General features: G+C 64.8%; 12 protein-coding genes. 4 read left to right on the top strand and 8 right to left on the bottom strand.

Annotated elements, in window-relative coordinates:
• Window positions 1–93: 93 nt before the first annotated feature.
• From AWB76_RS01845 to AWB76_RS01870, 6 genes are all read right to left on the bottom strand, one after another.
• Window positions 94–3,429, bottom strand: coding sequence for an efflux RND transporter permease subunit (locus AWB76_RS01845; RefSeq protein WP_061158405.1), 3,336 nt, complete (start codon window positions 3,427–3,429; stop codon window positions 94–96).
• Window positions 3,430–3,432: 3 nt separating this feature from the next.
• Window positions 3,433–6,552, bottom strand: coding sequence for an MdtB/MuxB family multidrug efflux RND transporter permease subunit (locus tag AWB76_RS01850; RefSeq protein ID WP_061158406.1), 3,120 nt, complete (start codon window positions 6,550–6,552; stop codon window positions 3,433–3,435).
• Between the two features lie 15 nt (window positions 6,553–6,567).
• Window positions 6,568–7,923, bottom strand: coding sequence for an MdtA/MuxA family multidrug efflux RND transporter periplasmic adaptor subunit (locus tag AWB76_RS01855; protein WP_061158407.1), 1,356 nt, complete (start codon window positions 7,921–7,923; stop codon window positions 6,568–6,570).
• Window positions 7,924–8,244: 321 nt separating this feature from the next.
• Window positions 8,245–9,078 (bottom strand): IclR family transcriptional regulator, encoded by an 834-nt coding sequence (locus tag AWB76_RS01860; RefSeq protein ID WP_061158408.1) that lies wholly within the window; start codon window positions 9,076–9,078, stop codon window positions 8,245–8,247.
• 514 nt (window positions 9,079–9,592) lie between these two features.
• On the bottom strand, window positions 9,593–9,892 hold the full coding sequence (locus AWB76_RS01865) for a hypothetical protein (RefSeq protein WP_157696035.1): 300 nt from the start codon (window positions 9,890–9,892) through the stop codon (window positions 9,593–9,595).
• Between the two features lie 224 nt (window positions 9,893–10,116).
• Window positions 10,117–10,698 carry a DJ-1/PfpI family protein gene (locus tag AWB76_RS01870; protein WP_061158410.1) on the bottom strand — a complete coding sequence of 194 codons (582 nt, stop codon included), beginning with the start codon at window positions 10,696–10,698 and terminating at the stop codon, window positions 10,117–10,119.
• Window positions 10,699–10,875: 177 nt separating this feature from the next.
• Between AWB76_RS01870 and AWB76_RS01875 the strand changes: the two genes are divergently transcribed.
• Together AWB76_RS01875 and AWB76_RS01880 are read left to right on the top strand one after the other, a co-directional pair.
• On the top strand, window positions 10,876–11,349 hold the full coding sequence (locus AWB76_RS01875; protein ID WP_061158411.1) for a BCAL1086 family glycoprotein: 474 nt from the start codon (window positions 10,876–10,878) through the stop codon (window positions 11,347–11,349).
• Window positions 11,350–11,475: 126 nt separating this feature from the next.
• Window positions 11,476–14,151 carry a mechanosensitive ion channel family protein gene (locus AWB76_RS01880; protein WP_061158412.1) on the top strand — a complete coding sequence of 892 codons (2,676 nt, stop codon included), beginning with the start codon at window positions 11,476–11,478 and terminating at the stop codon, window positions 14,149–14,151.
• A 19-nt stretch (window positions 14,152–14,170) separates the two neighbouring features.
• Here the strand turns inward: AWB76_RS01880 and AWB76_RS01885 are convergent, their stop codons facing one another.
• Window positions 14,171–14,770 carry a cysteine dioxygenase family protein gene (locus AWB76_RS01885; protein ID WP_082864339.1) on the bottom strand — a complete coding sequence of 200 codons (600 nt, stop codon included), beginning with the start codon at window positions 14,768–14,770 and terminating at the stop codon, window positions 14,171–14,173.
• Between the two features lie 127 nt (window positions 14,771–14,897).
• Here AWB76_RS01885 and AWB76_RS01890 point away from each other — a divergent pair, with 127 nt between their 5' ends.
• Both AWB76_RS01890 and AWB76_RS01895 read left to right on the top strand, forming a co-directional pair.
• On the top strand, window positions 14,898–15,371 hold the full coding sequence (locus AWB76_RS01890) for an Lrp/AsnC family transcriptional regulator (protein WP_061158413.1): 474 nt from the start codon (window positions 14,898–14,900) through the stop codon (window positions 15,369–15,371).
• 358 nt (window positions 15,372–15,729) lie between these two features.
• Entirely contained in the window at window positions 15,730–15,951 is a 222-nt protein-coding gene (locus AWB76_RS01895) for a hypothetical protein (RefSeq protein WP_061158414.1), read from the top strand.
• 34 nt (window positions 15,952–15,985) lie between these two features.
• Here the strand turns inward: AWB76_RS01895 and AWB76_RS01900 are convergent, their stop codons facing one another.
• Complete coding sequence (locus AWB76_RS01900) at window positions 15,986–18,532, bottom strand: FUSC family protein (protein WP_061158415.1); 2,547 nt, start codon at window positions 18,530–18,532, stop codon at window positions 15,986–15,988.
• Window positions 18,533–18,694 lie beyond the last annotated feature (162 nt).

Below are 18,694 nucleotides of genomic sequence, written 5' to 3' on the forward strand. Positions count from 1 at the left end.
CTCCTTCGCCGTGGGTCTCTACCCGACAAAGTAGGCGATTTTCGAGCGATATGCCGCGGGACGCGTGTGCGCCCGCAGCATTTTCTCATCGGCTTATTCAGCCGCGTTCGCGGGACGCGCGCGGCCCTGACGGCGCGCACGCCGCTCTTCCGCGCGAATGCGGAAGCGGTCCATGTAGAGATAGACGACGGGCGTCGTATAGAGCGTCAGCATCTGACTCACGATCAGCCCGCCGACGATCGCGATGCCGAGCGGCGCACGCATCTCCGAGCCTTCGCCGGTGCCGAACGCGAGCGGCAGCGCGCCGAGCAGGGCGGCCGCCGTCGTCATCATGATCGGGCGGAAGCGCAAGAGACACGCCTCGCGGATCGCGTCCTGCGGCGTCTGCGCGCCGTGGCGCGTCGCCTCGATGGCGAAGTCGACCATCATGATCGCGTTCTTCTTCACGATGCCGATGAGCAGAATCACCGCAATCAGCGCGATGATGCTGAACTCCGTCTTGAACAGCAGCAACGCGAGCAGCGCGCCGATGCCGGCGGACGGCAAAGTGGAAAGAATCGTGATCGGATGGATGTAGCTCTCGTACAGAATCCCGAGCACGATATAGACCGCCGCCAGCGCCGCGAGAATCAGGAGCGGCTGGTCGTTGAGCGATTGCTGGAACGCCTGCGCCGTGCCCTGGAAGGTGCCGTGGATGGTCTGCGGCACGCCGAGCGTGGCCATCGTTTCGTAGATCGCGGCGGTCGCGTCGGACAGCGACTTGCCCGGCGGCAGATTGAACGAAATCGTCGACGCGACGAACTGGCTCTGGTGATTCACCGAGAGCGGCGTGTTGCCCGGCCCGAACTTCGCGATGGCCGAGAGCGGCACCATCGTTTCCTTCGACGTCGACACTGCCGCGCCCGATGACGAACCGCCCTTGCCCGTTGCCGAGATCGCGTTCGTCGCCGAGTTCTTCACGGCGGCGAGCGCGAGGGCGGCGGTGGTGTCGGAAGTGCTCGTCGACGAGCCGCCCGCGCCGGTCGATCCCGTCGCGGATGTCGACGCGGTCGTCGTCGCACCCGACGTCGTGGTCGATTGCGTCGATGCCGAGCCGCTCGCCGTGCCGCCCGACGTGCTGATGTAGATCTGCTTGAGCATCTCCGGGTCTTGCCAGTATTTCGGCGCGAGCTCCATCACCACGTGATACTGCGACAGCGGGTTGTAGATGGTCGAGACCTGGCGCTGGCCGAACGCGTCGTAGAGCGTGTTGTCGATCTGCGCCGGCTTGATGTTCAGACGCGCGGCGGTGGCGCGGTCGAACGTGACCATCGCTTCGAGACCGCCTTGTTGCTGGTCGGAGTTGACGTCGGCGAGTTCGGGGCGCTTTTGCAACGCGTCGGTGAGAATCGGGCCCCACTTGTAGAGATCGGCGGTGGAGTCCGATAGCAGCGTGAACTGATACTGCGCGTTCGACTGCCGCCCGCCCACGCGAATGTCCTGCACGGCCTGAAGGAACGTGCGCGCGCCGGCGACATCCGCGAGCGGCTTGCGCAGGCGGTTGATCACCTGATCGGCGGAAACCTTGCGCACGCTCTTCGGCTTGAGCGAAATGAACATGAAGCCCGAGTTGGTCGAGCGGCCGCCCGTGAAGCCCGCGACGCTGTCGACGGCCGGGTCCGCTTCGACGATCTTCATCATTTCCGCGAACTTGACTTTCATCGCCTGGAACGACGTGCTCTGATCCGCCTGAATGCCGCCGATGATGCGCCCCGTGTCCTGCTGCGGGAAAAAACCCTTCGGCACGATGATGTACAGAAACACGTTCAGCCCGATGGTCGCGAACAGAATCATCAAAATCGTGCGCGGATGCGCGAGCGCCCAGCCGAGCGTGCGCGCGTAGCCGCGCTGCATGCGGTCGAACTGGCGTTCCAGCCAACGCGCGATACGGCCTTCCTGCTTGCGCTCGTGCGGCTCTTCGAGCAGACGGGAGCACATCATTGGCGTGACGGTCAGCGATACGACGAGCGACACGCCGATCGCAAGCGACAGCGTGAGCGCGAACTCGCGGAAGAGCCGCCCGACGATACCGCCCATCAGCAAAATGGGCAGGAACACGGCGACGAGCGACACGCTGATCGACAGCACCGTGAAGCCGACTTCGCGCGCGCCGATGATCGCCGCCTCCATGCGCGGCACGCCTTTCTCCACATGCCGCGTGATGTTTTCGAGCACGACGATCGCGTCGTCGACGACGAAGCCCGTCGCGATGGTCAGCGCCATCAGCGACAGGTTGTCGAGCGAAAAGCCGAGCAGATACATTGCCGCGAAGGTGCCGATGATCGATATCGGCACGGCGACGCTCGGTATCAGCGTCGCGCGCCAGTTGCGCAGGAACAGGAACACGACCATCACGACGAGCGCCACCGCGATCGCGAGCGTGAGTTCGGTGTCGTGCAGCGACGCGCGGATCGTCGTGGAGCGGTCGGCGGTCGGCGTGATCTGGACGTCGGCGGGAAGGGCGGCTTGCAATTGCGGCAGCATCGACTTCACGCGGTCGATCGTTTCGATGATGTTCGCGCCCGGCTGGCGATACAGGATCACGAGCACCGCGCGCTTGTTGTTGATGAGGCCGAGATTGCGCAGGTCTTCGACCGAATCGACCACTTCGCCGACATCGGACAGCTTTACCGCCGAGCCGTTGCGGTACGCGACCACGAGATCCTTGTACTGCGCCGCCTTGCTCGCCTGATCGTTGGTGTAGAGCTGGACGCGGGTGCCCTTGAATTCGATCGCGCCCTTCGGACTGTTCGCATTCGCCGACGCGAGCGCGGCGCGCACATCCTCGAGCCCGATGCCGTAGTGAAAGAGCGCGCCCGGTTCCAGCTCGACGCGCACGGCCGGATTCGCGGAGCCGCTCACATCGACTTCGCCGACGCCCGGCACGGTCGACAGCGTCTGCTGCAGCACGGTCGCGGCGGAGCCGTAGAGCGCGCCCGCCGTGCGCGTGGGCGAGGAGAGCGCGAGGACGAGAATCGGCGCGTCGGCGGGATTGACCTTGTGGTACGTCGGGTTCTGGCGCAGCGCGGTCGGCAGGTCGGCGCGCGCGGCGTTGATCGCGGCCTGCACGTCGCGCGCGGCGCCGTCGATGTCGCGATTCAGGCCGAATTGCAGCGTGATGCGCGTCGTGCCGACGGAACTCATCGACGTCATTTCGCTGACATCCGCGATGGTGCCCAGATGCCGCTCCAGCGGACTCGCGACGCTCGTCGCCACCGTCTCCGGGCTCGCGCCCGGCAAGGACGCCTGCACGGAGATGGTCGGAAAATCGACCTGCGGCAAGGGCGCCACCGGCAGCCGCACGAACGCGAACATGCCCGCGAGCGCAATGCCGATTGCGAGCAATGTCGTAGCGACCGGCCGGCCGATGAAGAGGCGCGACATGTTCATGACTCAACGGCCCTCGCTGGCGGGCGCCGGCGGCGCGTCACGGTGAAAACGCGCGCGCAGCTTGCGGGCGAGGGAATCGAAGCCGAGATAGATGACGGGCGTCGTGAAGAGCGTGAGCAACTGCGACACGATCAGACCGCCGACGATCGCCACGCCGAGCGGACGCCGCAGCTCCGAGCCCGCGCCCCAGCCGAGCATCAGCGGCAGCGCGCCGAGAAGTGCTGCCATTGTCGTCATGAGAATCGGGCGGAAGCGCAACAGGCACGCCTGGAAGATGGCTTCGCGCGGCGGCTTGCCCTGATCGCGCTCTGCTTCGAGCGCGAAGTCGATCATCATGATCGCGTTCTTCTTCACGATGCCGATCAGCAGCACGATGCCGATGATGCCGATGATGTCCAGATCGTGCCCGGTGACCATCAGCGAAAGCAGCGCGCCGACGCCCGCGGACGGCAGCGTCGAAAGAATGGTGATCGGATGGATGAAGCTCTCGTACAGCACGCCGAGCACGATATACATCGTCACGATGGCCGCGAGAATCAGGAACAGCTCGTTCGACAGCGACGCCTGGAACGCGAGCGCCGCGCCCTGATAGCGGATCTGGAACGACGCGGGCAAGCCGATTTCCTGCTTCGCCTGCTCGATGACTTTCACCGCCTCGCCGAGCGACGCGCCCTTCGCGAGATTGAAGGACACGGTCGTCGCCGGGAACTGGCCGAGGTGCGTGACAAGCAAGGGCGCCGCGCGTTCGTGGAACTTGGCGATGGCCGAGAGCGGCACCTGACCGTTCGTCGCGGTGGAAGAGGGCAGATAGATGCCGTTGAGCGTTTCGCTGTAATGCGCGTCGGACGGTTCGGCTTCGAGAATCACGCGGTACTGGTTCGACTGCGTGAAGATCGTCGAGATGATGCGCTGGCCGAAGGCGTCGTAGAGCGCGTTGTCGACGGTCGCGGGCGTGATGCCGAAGCGCGCGGCCGTTTCCCGGTCGATCTCGATGTACACCGACTGACCGTTCTGCTGCAGATCGGTCGCGACGTCGGTGAGCACCGACGTGTGTTGCAGCCGCTCGACGAGCTTCGGCACCCATTCCGCGAACTCGGACGGGTTCGGGTCCGTCAGCATGAACTGATATTGCGTCGGGCTGACGGTCGAGTCGATCGTCAGATCCTGCACCGGCTGCATATACAGCTTGATGCCGGGAATATCGGCGACTTCGCTCTGGATCGTGCGGATGATGTCGCTCGACGTGTTGCTGCGGTCGTCGCGCGGCTTCAGGTTGATGAGCATGCGCCCGCTGTTGAGCGTGATGTTCGAGCCATCTACGCCGACGAACGAAGTCAGGCTTTCGACATCCGGGTTCTGCAGAATTTTCTTCGCGAGCGCCTGCTGCTGGTCCGCGACGGCCTGATACGACGCGGCCTGCGGCGCCTGCGTGATCGCCTGAATGACGCCGGTGTCCTGCGTCGGGAAAAAGCCCTTCGGAATGAACACGTACAGCACGGCGGTCAACACGAGCGTGAGCACGAAGACGAAGAGCGTCGCGCGTTGCCGTTCGAGCACCCAGTTCAGCGCGACCGCATAGCGCCCGATCACGTAATCGATGAACTGATGCGCGCGCGCCTCGAAGCGTTTGCTTTCCTTCGGCGGCGTGTGGCGCAGGAGTTTCGCGCACATCATCGGCACGAGCGTGAGCGAGACGATCGCCGAAATCACGATGGTCACCGCGAGCGTGATCGCGAATTCGTGGAAGAGGCGGCCGACGACATCGCCCATGAAGAGCAGCGGAATCAGTACGGCGATCAGCGAGACTGTCAGCGAAATGATGGTGAAGCCGATCTGCTTCGAACCCTTGAGCGCCGCTTCGAGCGGCGATTCGCCTTCCTCGACGTAACGCGCGATGTTTTCGATCATCACGATGGCGTCGTCGACGACGAAGCCGGTCGCGATGGTCAGCGCCATCAGCGAGAGGTTGTCGAGCGAGAAGCCGCACAGGTACATGATCGCGAGCGTGCCGACCAGTGACAGCGGCACCGACAAGCTCGGGATGAGGGTCGCGTAGACGTTCGCCAGGAACAGATAGATGACGAGCACGACCAGCACGACGGATAGCGCGAGTTCGAACTGCACGTCGCGAACCGATGCGCGGATGGTCGTGGTGCGGTCGGTGACGACGCGCACGTCGAGCGCCGCGGGCAGCGACTGCTGCAATTGCGGCAGGATTTTCTTGATGCCGTCGACGACGGCGATCACGTTCGCGCCCGGCTGACGCTGCACGTTCAGGATGATCGCGGGCGTCGAGTCGACCCACGCGCCGAGCTTCGTGTTCTCCGGTCCCTCGACGATGCTCGCGACATCCGTCAGCATCACCGGACGGCCATTGCGATACGCGACGACCGCGCTCTTGTAGGCGTTGGCGTCGGTGAGCTGGTCGTTCGCGTTGATCGTGTAGGCGCGCGTCGGGCCGTCGAAGTTGCCCTTCGGCGTGTTGACGTTGAGGTTGGAAATCGTCGTGCGCAGATCGTCGATGTTGAGGCCATACGACGCAAGCGCCCGCGTGTTCGCGCGAATGCGCACGGCAGGGCGATTGCCGCCGCTCACCGAGACGAGGCCCACGCCCGCCACCTGCGAGATTTTCTGCGCGAGACGGGTATCGGCGAGATCCTGCACTTGCGTCAGCGGCAAGGTTTTCGAGCTGACCGCGAGCGTCATGATCGGCGCGTCGGCGGGATTCACCTTCGCGTAGATCGGCGGCGCGGGCAGGTCGGACGGCAGCAGATTGCCCGCCGCGTTGATCGCCGCCTGCACTTCCTGCTCGGCGATATCGAGCGGCAAATCGAGACTGAACTGCAGCGTGATGACCGATGCGCCCGCCGAGCTCTGCGACGACATCTGGTTCAGGCTCGCCATCTGCCCGAACTGCTTTTCGAGCGGCGCGGTGACGCTCGATGTCATCACGTCCGGCGACGCGCCCGGATAGAAGGTCTGGACCTGGATCGTCGGATAGTCGACGGCGGGCAGCGCCGAGAGCGGCAGAAAGCGCAGCGCGACGAGGCCGACCAGCATGATCGCCGCCATCAGGAGCGCCGTGCCGACCGGGCGCAGAATAAAAATGCGGGATGGATTCATGCGTCGTGCTTGGACTTACTGCTGCGGTTGCTGACGTCGATGCCCGCCGTGGCGCGCGCCCGATGCCGCCGAAGCTGGCACGGTCGCGGATGCGCCCGAAGCGCCCGAGGCACCGGAAGCCGCCTTCGCTTTCTCGGCCGGAATCGTGATCTTGGCGCCTTCCTTCAGGCGGTCGGAGCCGTCGATGACCACGCGCTCGCCGACTTCCAGGCCGGACTTGATGCTGGTGCGCTCGCCATCGACCGGACCGGTCTTCACGTTGCGCACGGTGACGGTGTTGTCCGGCTTCACCACGTACACGAACGCGCCCGACGAGCCGTTCAGCACCGCCGGCGTCGGCACGATGGTCGCGTTCTTGATGACATCGACGAGCAGCTTCGTGTTCACGAACTGATTCGGGAAAAGCATGCTTTCTTTATTGTCGAAGGTGGCGCGCAGCTTGACGGTGCCGGTCGTCGTGTCGATCTGGTTGTCGACCGTTTCGAGATAGCCTGCTTCGAGCGACGTGGTGTTCGCGTGGTCATACGCCGTGACCGACATCTTCGTGCCCGCGTGCAGCGGCTTGAGAATGGCGGCGAGATTGTCTTCGGACGTGGTGAAGATCACGCTGATCGGCTGCAACTGCGTGATGACGACGACGCCGTTCGTGTCGCCCGTGGTCACGTAGTTGCCCGGATCGACCTGGCGCAGGCCGACGCGCCCCGACACCGGCGCCGTGATGCGCGCGTAGGTCAGATCGAGCTTGTACGTGTCGACGTTGGCCTGATCCGACTTCACCGCGCCTTCGTACTGCTTCACGAGCGACGCCTGCGTATCGACCTGCTGTTTCGCGATGGAATCTTGCGAAAGCAGCGTTTGATACCGCTGCAAGTCGAGCCGCGCGGTCTGCAGGAGCGCCTGATCCTTCGCGAGCGCGCCTTCCGCGTTGCGCAGCGAGATTTCATACGGGCGCGGATCGATCTGCGCGAGCACGTCGCCCTTCCTGACCATCTGGCCTTCTTTGAACGCGACGTCGACGAGCGTGCCGTTCAACTGCGTCTTGACCGTGACGTTCGCAAGCGGCGTGACCGTACCGAGCGAATTGATGACGACAGGCATCTCGCCTTGCGTGACGCTCGCCACGTGCACCGGCTGCGGCTGGTTCATCGGGTTCGGTGCGCCGCGCCGTCCGCCTTGACGCGCTTCCGGCGTGCCGCTCGTGCCGCCGCTCTCGCCGCGGTTCCACGGATGCCACCACGCGAGCGCTCCTGCGACGATCAAAATCGCAACGATGAGCGGAACGATCCGGCGCCGGCGCGGCGCGGGTTCGATGGCGGCAGGCGAGGGAGGCGTCGGGCGCGATTGCCCTGGGGGATTCTTTTGGTCGTCCATCGGTTCGGTGGCTGGGTCTTTCAAATCTGTTCGAAGCGTGGGCGGGCGGCGGTCACGGTTCAGGCGCGGGCGTCGCGCTGCGCGCATGAACCGCTCCCGAAGCGGAGGCCGTGAATGATGCGGGGCCGTCGAAAGCGGCTGGAAAGATTGCCTGCTCAAGTCAGGCGAGCGATCCGGCACGGCCCCTATGCGCGCGAAGCATGATGCTACGTCCCGCACCCGAGGCCGTCCACCGGCCATTCTTTCTGTTGATTACGACTGTTACACGCACATCGATGCGTGCTTTCGACGCGCTTCGGCGGCCCGGCAGCCGAAGCGTGGTCAGCCGGCGGCGCGCGTGGCGTTCGTGGCGTGCGTGCCGCCGATCTCGCGCGTGATCTGCCCGACGCAATCGAGCAGGGCCGGCGCGACTTCATCGATCAATATATCGCGCGGACACTGATGCGCGGCGCCGCCGCAGTTGACCGAATAGCGTTCCTCGGACGGCCCGACGAAGCCCGCCGCGACCGCATTCAGGCCCTGATGCCATTCGCCGACGGAAATCGCGAAACCCAGGCGCAATGCATCGTCGAGGCCGCGCTGCAAGCCACCCGCGATCGATGGCCAGTCGTCGCCCGATGCGGTCTGCAAACTGCCGATCAGCGCGCGCCGGTCCGCCTCCGACAACACCGCGAGATACGCGCGCCCGACCGCCGTGCGGCTCAGATCCATCCTGCCGCCGACTTCGAGCCGCGATACGAGCACGGCGGATCGCGGCCGAATGGCATCGATTACAACCATGTCCAAACGATCGCGCACGGCGAGGTGCACGGACAAACCGGTGTGCTCGGCGAGCTTGATGAGGAACGGGCGCGCCCGCGCACGAATATCGAAATTGCGTAAGAATCCGTTGCTCAGTTCGAGCACGGATGCGGTCAGCACGAACCGCTCGCTGTCGGGCAGGCGATGCAGCAAGCCGGCGCCGACGAGCGTCGCCGTGATCCGCGAAACCGTGGGCTTCGGAATTCCTGTCCAGTCGGTCAGCTCCCGATTACTGACGGGCGCGTCTGCGGCGGCGATCCGGCGCAGAACGTCGAGTCCGCGAGCGAGCGCGGTGACTTCCTCGCCGTCCTTTTCCCGGACGCGTTCCCTGCCGGTCGACGGTTCATTCTGCATAGGCGTTTGTTTTGTGAAACATCGTTTTGTTTGATGACGTGGCGCAATTCTACAAGGCCGAATCGAGAAACTTGCAAATCATGCAAGCCTTCGCGATAAGCAGCATCCGCGATGAAACTTTTAGGGCGATCGTTGCGTGTTGAACGAAACTTGGGCACTTGCCCGGACCGCGAGATTTTGCTTGACTTGGGCAGCGATCCCGGAAAAAATGGAACCGAATTTCGAAACCGGAAGTGATGTGCGCGTTTGGCGCTTGCCGCGCGGGCTCGAAATACAGGCTCTCAGGTTCTAGCACGGCCCTCGGAATGGCTAGAACTTTTAAGGCGCTACGGCAACGTAGCGCCTTTTTTTTCGTCCGTGCGTTCGCCACAATGCCTTGGCGCGAATATACCTGAAGGCGCGCGGGCCGCAGCGGACGACGCGCGCGGTGGTTGCACGGATGCCGGAAGGAAGAGGTGCAGCGGGGAAAGGAAGCGAACAGCACACGCGGCGCGAGGGCGCCGCGCGGGATGAATCAATACAGGTCGGCGAATACGCGCGGCTGCTTGAGCAGGCGCTTGCCGCGCCCGATCCAGTAGAGTGCCGCGCAGACGAGCAACGCAGCGACCGCATAGACCACGAGCGGAGAAATGCGGTCGGGCGCAGGCGGACTCGTCGCGATGAGCAGGGCCGCCAGGAATGCCGCGCCCGCCTGATAGAAAGCGCGATGGGCGAGGTTGCGTCGCAGGCGGGGAGTCGTGAAGCGGGATGCGGGGGCGCGCGTGAACGGCTCGAAAAGCATCAGCCCGGCGGCCAGGGCGATAGCGACATTCATGAAAAGCATCGTGCGAGACTTCGTGGAGGCTGAGGGACGCTGGCGAATATATGCGACCTGAAATTTTGCCAAAACCAGAAGTGTCTTAAATGTAGAGGGAAAGTTCTATTCCCTGCATTTGCGATGCGATGCGATGCGATGCGATGCGATGCCGTTCCCATCGGCTTCGATCGAATGCTGGCGCGTCGTACGCGCGCCAGCGAGGTTCCCCTGCGATGCAAGGTTCAGAGTTCGATTCGTGTACCGAGCAGCGCGAGAAATTGCCTGATCCACGCCGGATGAGCGGGCCATGCGGGCGCGGTGACGAAGTTGGCGTCGGTGATGGCGTCGTCGACGGCGATATCGGCGAAGGTCGCGCCCGCGAGCCGCACCTCCGGCGCGCATGCCGGATAGGCGGAAATGCGCCGTCCCTCGATCACGCCCGCCGCCGCGAGCAGCTGCGCGCCGTGGCAGACGGCGGCGATCGGCTTGTTCGCCTCCGCGAAGTGGCGCACCAGTTCCAGCACGCGATCGTTCAGGCGCAGATATTCCGGCGCGCGGCCGCCGGCGATGGCGAGCGCGTCATAACGGGCGGGATCGACCTCGTCGAAGCTCGCGTTGAGCGTGAAGCGGTGGCCCGGCTTCTCGGTGTAAGTCTGGTCGCCTTCGAAATCGTGGATCGCCGTCTTAATGGTGTCGCCGCGCTGCTTGCCGGGGCACACCGCATCGACCGTATGGCCGACGGCCTGAAGCGCCTGGAACGGGACCATCGTTTCATAGTCCTCGGCGAAATCGCCGGTGAGAAAGAGAATCTTCTTGGCAGCCATCGCTAAACCTCGTCAGGGAATGGGGGGCGGATGCTCGATGCCGCGCGCCGGTTTCGCCGGTTGCGCCGCGCGGATCAGTCTACTATCCGCGCGACGCCTCGCATGTGACAGCGCGAAGCGGCGTCGCACCGACAGCGTATGATGTGCGCCAGTTTCGAGATGAAGGAAGGTAACACTATGCAGATGACTCCCATCACCCGCATCGCGATGGCGCTGGCGGCGCTCGGCGTGCTGGCCGCGTGCGAGAAGCACGACGCAAGCGCGGGACAGGCCGCGAGCTCGTTCAACAACCTCGCGAGCCAGACGAGCCAGAAGTTGGATCAGGCCGCGAGCTACGTCGGCCAGAAGGTCGATGCCGCGAAGCAATCGGCGCAGCAGAACATCGACAACGCCGGCTCGATGCCGGATGTATCCGCGAGCAGCGTCGCCGCGACGGCGCGAGCGAACTTCGACAGCGCGGCGAGCGCCACGAACGCCGCGATCACCAACGCCGCGAGCGCAACGGGCGCCGGCCTGCAGTCGGCGGGGCGCAAGTTGCAGGAATGGTCCGCGCAGCCGGGCGGCGCGTCGAATCCGCAGGCGAGCGCGCAGGGTTCGGTCGCCGGGCCCACATCCGAATCCAGCGGCACGCGCACCGAGATGGACAAATAGTGCCGGCATCGGCGTCAATCGTCTGAAAAATCAACGCGGAAAGACTTAACATTCGGTTACGTCCGCGTTGGGCGGCGTCTTTGTCACAGCCGCTAAACTGGCGGTCTTTCAGAAATCGAGACTGTCATGAAGTCACGCAAGCTCGCGCCTTTGCGCGCGGCGGCGTCTGTCGCGATCTCCTGGATGGCGGCGCTCGTGCCGTTCCGCGCCGCGCTCGCGCGCCATGCATCGCGCGCGTTTTCGCTTGCAATGCCATCGATGCTCGCCGCGCTGATTGCGTCGATCGCATTCGCTTCGCCTGCCGTCCAGGCCGCGCCGGCACTCACGCTGCCCACGTTCCAGGAACTGATCACGCCGCCCGCGCCCGCGTCCGCGCCGGATGCCGCATCGGCGCCCGCCATGTCCGATGCCGAGATGCTGCGCTCGCTCGACACCATCATCGCGACGCTCGACAGCGACAAGCAGCGCGCCGCGCTCGTCGCGCAACTCAAGCATCTGCGCGATGCGAAGCGCGCCGCCGATACCACGGTTCCCGCATCCGCCGCCGCCGCGGCATCCGCGACGACGGACGCCACGTCGAGCGGCACGGCGGCCGCGAGCGCGCAGCCGACTTCGGGCGCGACGACGTCCTCGGTCGTGGCGACGATGGCGCAGAACGCCGGCTTGCTCGGCGCGATCGCGTCCGGCCTCACCAACATCGAAGCCGACGTGAAGCGCGGCAAAACGCCGATCGCCTACTGGGGCGGGCGCTTCAACGCCGCCGGCAACGAGCTCTTCACGCTCGTCACGAGCCAGAGCCGCGAGCCGTTCGGCCGCACGCTCTTCAATTACTTCGCGACGCTCGTGGGCTGGGGCGCCTGCGCGATGGTGCTGGTCTATCTGCAGCGGCGCGTGCGGGCGCGCTATGGCGTCGAGATCGGTCTGCATTCGAATCCGACGACGCGCGAGCTGCTGCTCTTCACGCTGCGCCGCGTGGCGCCGTATCTCTTCGCGTTCCTCGCGGCGCTGACGTTCACGCACTACATGCCGTTGTCGCTCGGCCGCACGCTCGCGATGGTCACCGCTTACGCGATCGTCGCGGGCGCGGTGTTCTCCGCGATCTGTCTCATCATGTTCTCGCTGTTCGGCTCGGCGCACCGGCGCGTCGCGGTGAATTTGCTGATCATCCGCGCGCGGCGGCTGCTGTTTCTGATCGGCACGCTCGGCGCGCTCGGCGATGCCGCCGCCAATTACGACGTCGCGCAGCAGCTCGGCACCAACCTTTCCGCGCTGATCTCGACGTGCGCGAACATGGGCGCGGCGGCCCTGACCGCGTATTTCGCGCTCGCGTTCCAGCGGCCGGTCGCGCATCTGATCCGCAGCCGCAGCTACGAGCAGCGCAACACGCGCAAGGCCGCGACCGAAACCTTCGAAGTGGTCGCGTCGCTGTGGCAGTTGCCGCTGTTGCTGCTCGCGTCGGCGTCGGTGGTGGCGACGCTGATGGGCATCGGCACCTCGGAAAACGTGCTGCAAATGGCGATCGCGACCGCGGGCCTGCTCGTCGTCGGGTTCTTTCTGTCGGCGATCGTCGTGCGCATCACGCGGCCGCGGTCGAAAAAGCCGCGCCGGCAATCGGCGTATGTGCGCAGACTCGTCAAGTTCGTCGGCACGATGATCGTGGTCGGCGTGTGGCTCGCGTTCCTCGAATTGTCGTCGCGTTTCTGGGGTTTCTCGCTCGCGCATATGGCCGAGGAGAGTGTCGCCGCGCGCGGCATCACGCACGCGGTCGCGATGATCGTGCTGACGTTCTTCATCGTCTGGCTGATCTGGATTCTCATCGATACGGGCATTCAGGAAGCGCTGCGCCCCGATGCGCGGCGCGGCGGACGCGGCCCGAGCATGCGCGCCCGCACGATGCTGCCGCTCGTGCGCAACGTCGTGTTCGTGTTTCTGCTGACCGTCGCGGCGATCGTCACGGCGGCGAATCTCGGCCTGAACGTGACGCCGCTGCTCGCGGGCGCGGGCGTGATCGGCCTCGCGGTCGGCTTCGGCGCGCAGTCGCTCGTCGCGGATCTGATCACGGGGCTCTTCATCATCATCGAGGACACGATTTCGGTGGGCGATTCGATCGAGGTCGAAGGCGGCCATGCGGGCATCGTCGAGAGTCTGACGATACGCACCGTGCGCCTGCGCGACGGCCAGGGCGCGATCCACGCGATTCCGTTCTCGCAGATCAAGACGGTGAAGAACCTGTCGCGCGATTTCGCGTACGCGGTGTTCGAAGTGCGCGTGCCGTTCACGGCGGACGTCGACGAAGTCACGCAGATGATCCGCGAAGTCGGCTCGGAGCTATTGGACGATTTCCGCTACCGGATGGAGATGCTCGGTCCGGTCGAGGTCTGGGGACTGGACCGCTTCGATCCGAACTGGATGGTCGTGAAAGGGCAGATCAAGACGCGGCCTTTGCAGCAATGGAGCGTCGCGCGGGCGTTCAATCTGCGCATCAAGCGCAAGATGGACGAAGCCGGCATGGAGATTCCGGTGCCGCAGATGCACGTGCAGATGACACGCGACACGATGTCCGGCGCGGACGCCGAAGGGCGCGAGCGCGCGCGACGCATCTGGACGGGCGAGGCGCCGTCGCCGGTGGAAGAGGAAGAAGAGCTGGCCGCCGGTCCCGCATCGGCTGCGCGCGAGACGAAGATCGCGGCAGCCGCGGCGCGCGACCTGTCGCACGAACCGCAAGCCGCGCCGCCGCCGACCGATCAGTCCGTGCAGATACCGCCGCAGATTCCGACTGCGCCGGAGCCGGGGAAGGGCTGAACGACTTTCGGGCCTCGCTTCAGGCCGCGAGCAGATCGTTGACGTGCGTGGCGATCTGTTCGCCCGCGACGCCATAAATATGCAGCGAGACGGCGCGCGCGGTGGCATCGGCGGGATTGCCGAGCTGATGAATCGCGCCGCGCCCCGCATCCACATACGACACCGCGCCCGTCGCACGCGGATGACGCCGCGTCTGAACCGCGCGATGCTCGGCCGCGTCCCAGCGATAAAGCGTCTCGTCGAGCGTGCCTTCGATCACCGCATAGCCGCACCACGTCCGATGACCGTGCACCGGGCTTGCCTGCCCCGGCTCCCACACGAGCGCGGCGATCGCATAACGATTGAGCGGGTCGGCGGCGAGCAGATGGCGGCAATACTTCTGCGGATTGCTCACGCGCTGGTCGGGCCGCAGCACCCCTGGATCGGCGATCGCGCGTTGCAGCGCGAGGCGCACGCGCTCACCGAACGAGGCGCGCCGATCGGCTTCTGCGGCTGCGAACGCGGCATCGATTTCGACGCACAGTTGTTCGAGCGCCGCGCTTCGCTGCGCGCAGGAATCCGAAGCCGGAAATTCCGGCGAAAAGGGCCGCGCGGGGCGGCTGACATGTTCGAGTCGCATAGTGGAGGAACCGTCTCGTCGTGGTGGTCCGTTTGATCTATTTATACCGGCTTGCCTCCAGAATTAGTTTCCATATAATTCCGCTCGAACATCGAGAAATAGAATAATTTCCTATTAGGGGTGCAGCATGGGAATGGACCTCATCGACCGAAAACTGCTCGAATTGCTGCAGCAGGACGTGACGATGCCCATCGCGGAACTCGCGCAACGTGTGAATCTGTCTCAGACGCCGTGCTGGAAACGCGTGCAGCGTCTGAAAGAGACGGGTGTGATCCGCGCGCAGGTGGCGTTGTGCGATCCGAAGAAGCTGGGCGTCGGCACGACCGTCTTCGTCGCGGTGCGCACCAACCAGCACACGCAGACGTGGGCAGACGATTTCACGCGCGCGGTCCGCGACATTCCGGAAGTGGTCGAGGTGTACCGGATGAGCGGCGAGACCGACTATCTGCTGCGCGTCGTGGTGTCGGATATCAACGATTACGACCGCGTGTACAAGCAGCTCATTCGCGCCGTGCCGCTCTATGACGTGAGTTCCAGTTTCGCGATGGAGCAGATCAAATATTCGACGGCGCTGCCGGTCAGGCCGACGCTCGAGCCTTGAACGACCGCGCGGCGCTCGCTTGCCGCGCGATGCGTGGTGCGTGGCACGCATAAAAGCGGCACGCATAAAAGAGAAGCCGCCCGGGCGGGCGGCTCAACACGTCCGGTCACAAGGTATCCCGGGATTGCCCCTTGAAGCCCTTCCCGGGATCGGACGCGCATGGAATCGTCATTAGTATCGTCAATCGGACGAGCGGCGTTCAAGCGCGCGCGTGCAGCAGAGAATTTCGCGACCGGCGCGCGGGTTTCGAAACGACGCGAACCAACGTGCCCCGCGCTCGCCACCGCTCGCAATCCAACTGAAACCCAAGCCGGGTACCATAGCGGGTCCTTCCCGAAACGTTGCCACGAATCATTTCATGACCCACGACCCTCGCGACCCGCGCCGCCCGCCCGGTATGCCGAAGAAGAATCCGACCCGCGCCGTCAGTGTGTTTATCGTCGTCGTGGTGCTGATCGTGATCGGCACGATTCTCTTCAACGCGATCCGCGAAAAGCGCGAGTTCGACGAGCAAAACGCCCAGCCATCCGCCGCGAGCGACGTGCGGCCCGCGATGCCCGCCGTCGGCGCTTCACAGTAAATTCGCAGCAAATTCGCAGTCAAGACAGCGGCAGTCACACCGGCAGGCGTATCTGCGCAGCATCCTTGCCGATGAGCGATGCCGCCGTCAGCATCTGCTTGCACTGATGCGCGAGCAGTTTCAGGTCGTGGAGCGCATCGGCGGGCAGCGACTGTGCGCGCTCCGCATCGACGACCATCTTGTCCAGATCGCGCCGCAACTCCTTGAGCGCGTCCGCCTGCGCGGGCGGCGCATCGGGCTTCGGCGCGGCGGGCAGTTCGCTCTCGGCGCCGGCGAGATTGTCGCGAACGATGCCCAGCGTGCGCTGCACCGGTTCGAACGGCTGGCCGCCTGCCTCGTTGAGCGATTGCAGGAGCGGCGCGGCGGCCGTGATCTGCGACGCGAGCACATGGCTCTGTACGAGCAGATCGTTCAATTCGGCGACGTACCTTTGCTGCGCCTTCGGCTCCAGCATCATGCGCTGGAACGCCTGCGCGAGATTGGCAAACGCGATATGCACGTTCTTGCGCGCGAGCCGGTAGCGAAAGTCGCGGTCGAGCGCCGTGGCGGCCATCGTCGCGGCGGCGGAGGCGCCCTTGCTCGCCGTGGCCGCCGTGCTTTCGCCGATGCTCACCGACGACAATCGCTGCGCCGTCGCGCTCGCGGCCTTCATCGCCGAATCGGCGGCGAGCGCGGGTTCGAGCGCCGGCGTGGCGGCGATCGGCTCGTTGGCCGCTTCCGCCGTGATCGGCACTGCTTGCGCGGGCGCCTCGACGGCCGACGACGCCGCCACGGCGCCCGCGTTCGCATCGGCGAAGACGGCGCTGTCGACCGGCGTTTCGACCGTGGGCGCCGAAGCCGCGGCGGCGCGCGTCTTGTCGGTCTGCGTCGCGCGCCACCACCAGCTTGCTTCGAGATAATTGCGCGTCGCGGCGAGCAGATCCTTCACGAGCTTGCCCATCAGCCGATATTCCCAGTACGGAAACAGATGGCTCGCCGCGATGGCGATCGCGCAACCGACGACGGTATCGATGGCGCGCTCGCCGATGATCCGCATGTTGCCCGGCGCGAGCAGATGGAACATCAGCAGCACATACGACGACGTGAACACGACGCTCGCCGCGTAGTTGAAGAGCAGGAGGCTGTAGCTCATCACCATCGACGCGAACATCACGACGAGCAGGATATGCGGGTCCTTGAAGAACAGGATCAGCGCGATGGTCACCGCGCAGCCGATCGCCGTGCCGATGATCCGCTGCGTGTTGCGCTGCTTGGTGAGCGAATAGCCGGGCTTCAGAATGATGACGGTCGTCATCACGATCCAGTAGGCGTTCGTGAGCGGCAACAGACGCCCGAGCCAGAACCCGATGCCCACCGCGATGGTCACGCGCAGCGCGTGCCGGAAGCTCGGCGAGGCCATCGTGAGATTCGAGAAGATCTGGTTGAACGGCACGCGCCGGCTCGATATGAAGCGCGACAGCGCGTGGTCGATCTGCACTTCGGTTTCGGTTGCGCTGGCGTCGTCGCGGGTGCGGCGGCGCATCTTGTCGATGAGGCGCGTCGCGCTCCACAAACGCCTGAATACGGCCGCCGCCGCCGCGTACGCTTCGGGATTCTTCTCCGGCAGCCCGTGCTTGCGCATCAGCTCCAGCTCGTATTCGATCGCGCGCAGCTCGGCCTTCATGCTGATCTGCCGGCCGGCAGCGTTGTTCTGCAGCACCGCGAGGCCGATTTCCTCGAGATCGGCGGCCGCCTTTCGCATCAGGTCGCGATAAAAGATCAGCACGTCCGAGCCCGCGAAGGTCTTTCTCACGAGCGGGTAATCCGTGTGCGCGCCGACAAAAAACTCGTGCAGATCGACCACGTTGATGAAAAGATTGAAGAGCCGGGCGCGGCGCGGATCGAGCTTGCCGCTCTTCACCTTCGGCAGATTGCGCAGCACGATGTCGCGCGCCGCCTCCTGCCGCTCCACCGCCGCGATCTGCTTTTCGATGAGCAGGCGATAACACTCGTCGAGATCGGCGTCGCCGTCATAGAACTCGGCGCGCGCGAGCAGATACTCCGCGCAACTGAAGATGCTCTCGGCCAGCGCCTGCTGTTCGATGCGATAGACGAGCAGCCGCAGGACGAGCGTTGCCCAGTACGTGTACCAGAGGCCGCCCAGCAGAATCCACGACGCGTTGACGAGCGCCTGCATCGGCGTGAAATGCTCTTCGAGCGTGACGACCATCATGAAGAGCGTCGCGAAGCTGATCTGCGGCCAGCGGTTGCCGTACACGACGATCAGCGACAACACGAAGGTCAGCGGCACGATGGTGAGCCACAACGTCAGCGGATGCGCCGTCGCGATGCCCGTTGCGAGCGCCGCAAAGAAGCCGATCACCGTGCACGCGAGCATCTCGTTGTGCTTGTGCCGAAGCGGGCCGGGCATGTCGACGACGCACGCGCCGAGCGCGCCGGTTGCGATCGTGAAACCGAGCTCGCGATTGTGAAAGACGATGAGCATCAGGACGGCCGGCAGCGAAACGCCGAGCGCAATGCGCAACCCGCCGAAGAAATACTGGCTGTAAATGAACTTCCTGATTTCGAACGAATAGCGCATCGACTTCCTGTTTTTACGCTCTTTGATGTGATGGGGACGAGGCGAGAATCGAGTCTAACGCAACTCACACAGGCTTCGGACCTCGGCCATTCGGCCAGGTTCTCGGCAGCGCGCCCGCTTTGCTATGCTGGCGCATTAGCTGACAAAGCTTTTCAATTCGCG

The sequence above is a fragment of the Caballeronia temeraria genome, assembly GCF_001544795.2.
Classification (GTDB): Bacteria; Pseudomonadota; Gammaproteobacteria; order Burkholderiales; family Burkholderiaceae; genus Caballeronia; species Caballeronia temeraria.

Coding starts and splice junctions, on each gene's coding strand:
- AWB76_RS01880 (WP_061158412.1), top strand. CDS start 11,476: ATGAAGTCACGCAAGCTCGCGCCTTTGCGCGCGGCGGCGTCTGTCGCG.
- AWB76_RS01885 (WP_082864339.1), bottom strand. CDS start 14,770: ATGCGACTCGAACATGTCAGCCGCCCCGCGCGGCCCTTTTCGCCGGAA.
- AWB76_RS01850 (WP_061158406.1), bottom strand. CDS start 6,552: ATGAATCCATCCCGCATTTTTATTCTGCGCCCGGTCGGCACGGCGCTC.
- AWB76_RS01865 (WP_157696035.1), bottom strand. CDS start 9,892: ATGAATGTCGCTATCGCCCTGGCCGCCGGGCTGATGCTTTTCGAGCCG.
- AWB76_RS01870 (WP_061158410.1), bottom strand. CDS start 10,698: ATGGCTGCCAAGAAGATTCTCTTTCTCACCGGCGATTTCGCCGAGGAC.
- AWB76_RS01860 (WP_061158408.1), bottom strand. CDS start 9,078: ATGCAGAATGAACCGTCGACCGGCAGGGAACGCGTCCGGGAAAAGGAC.
- AWB76_RS01875 (WP_061158411.1), top strand. CDS start 10,876: ATGCAGATGACTCCCATCACCCGCATCGCGATGGCGCTGGCGGCGCTC.
- AWB76_RS01890 (WP_061158413.1), top strand. CDS start 14,898: ATGGGAATGGACCTCATCGACCGAAAACTGCTCGAATTGCTGCAGCAG.
- AWB76_RS01895 (WP_061158414.1), top strand. CDS start 15,730: ATGACCCACGACCCTCGCGACCCGCGCCGCCCGCCCGGTATGCCGAAG.
- AWB76_RS01845 (WP_061158405.1), bottom strand. CDS start 3,429: ATGAACATGTCGCGCCTCTTCATCGGCCGGCCGGTCGCTACGACATTG.
- AWB76_RS01900 (WP_061158415.1), bottom strand. CDS start 18,532: ATGCGCTATTCGTTCGAAATCAGGAAGTTCATTTACAGCCAGTATTTC.
- AWB76_RS01855 (WP_061158407.1), bottom strand. CDS start 7,923: ATGGACGACCAAAAGAATCCCCCAGGGCAATCGCGCCCGACGCCTCCC.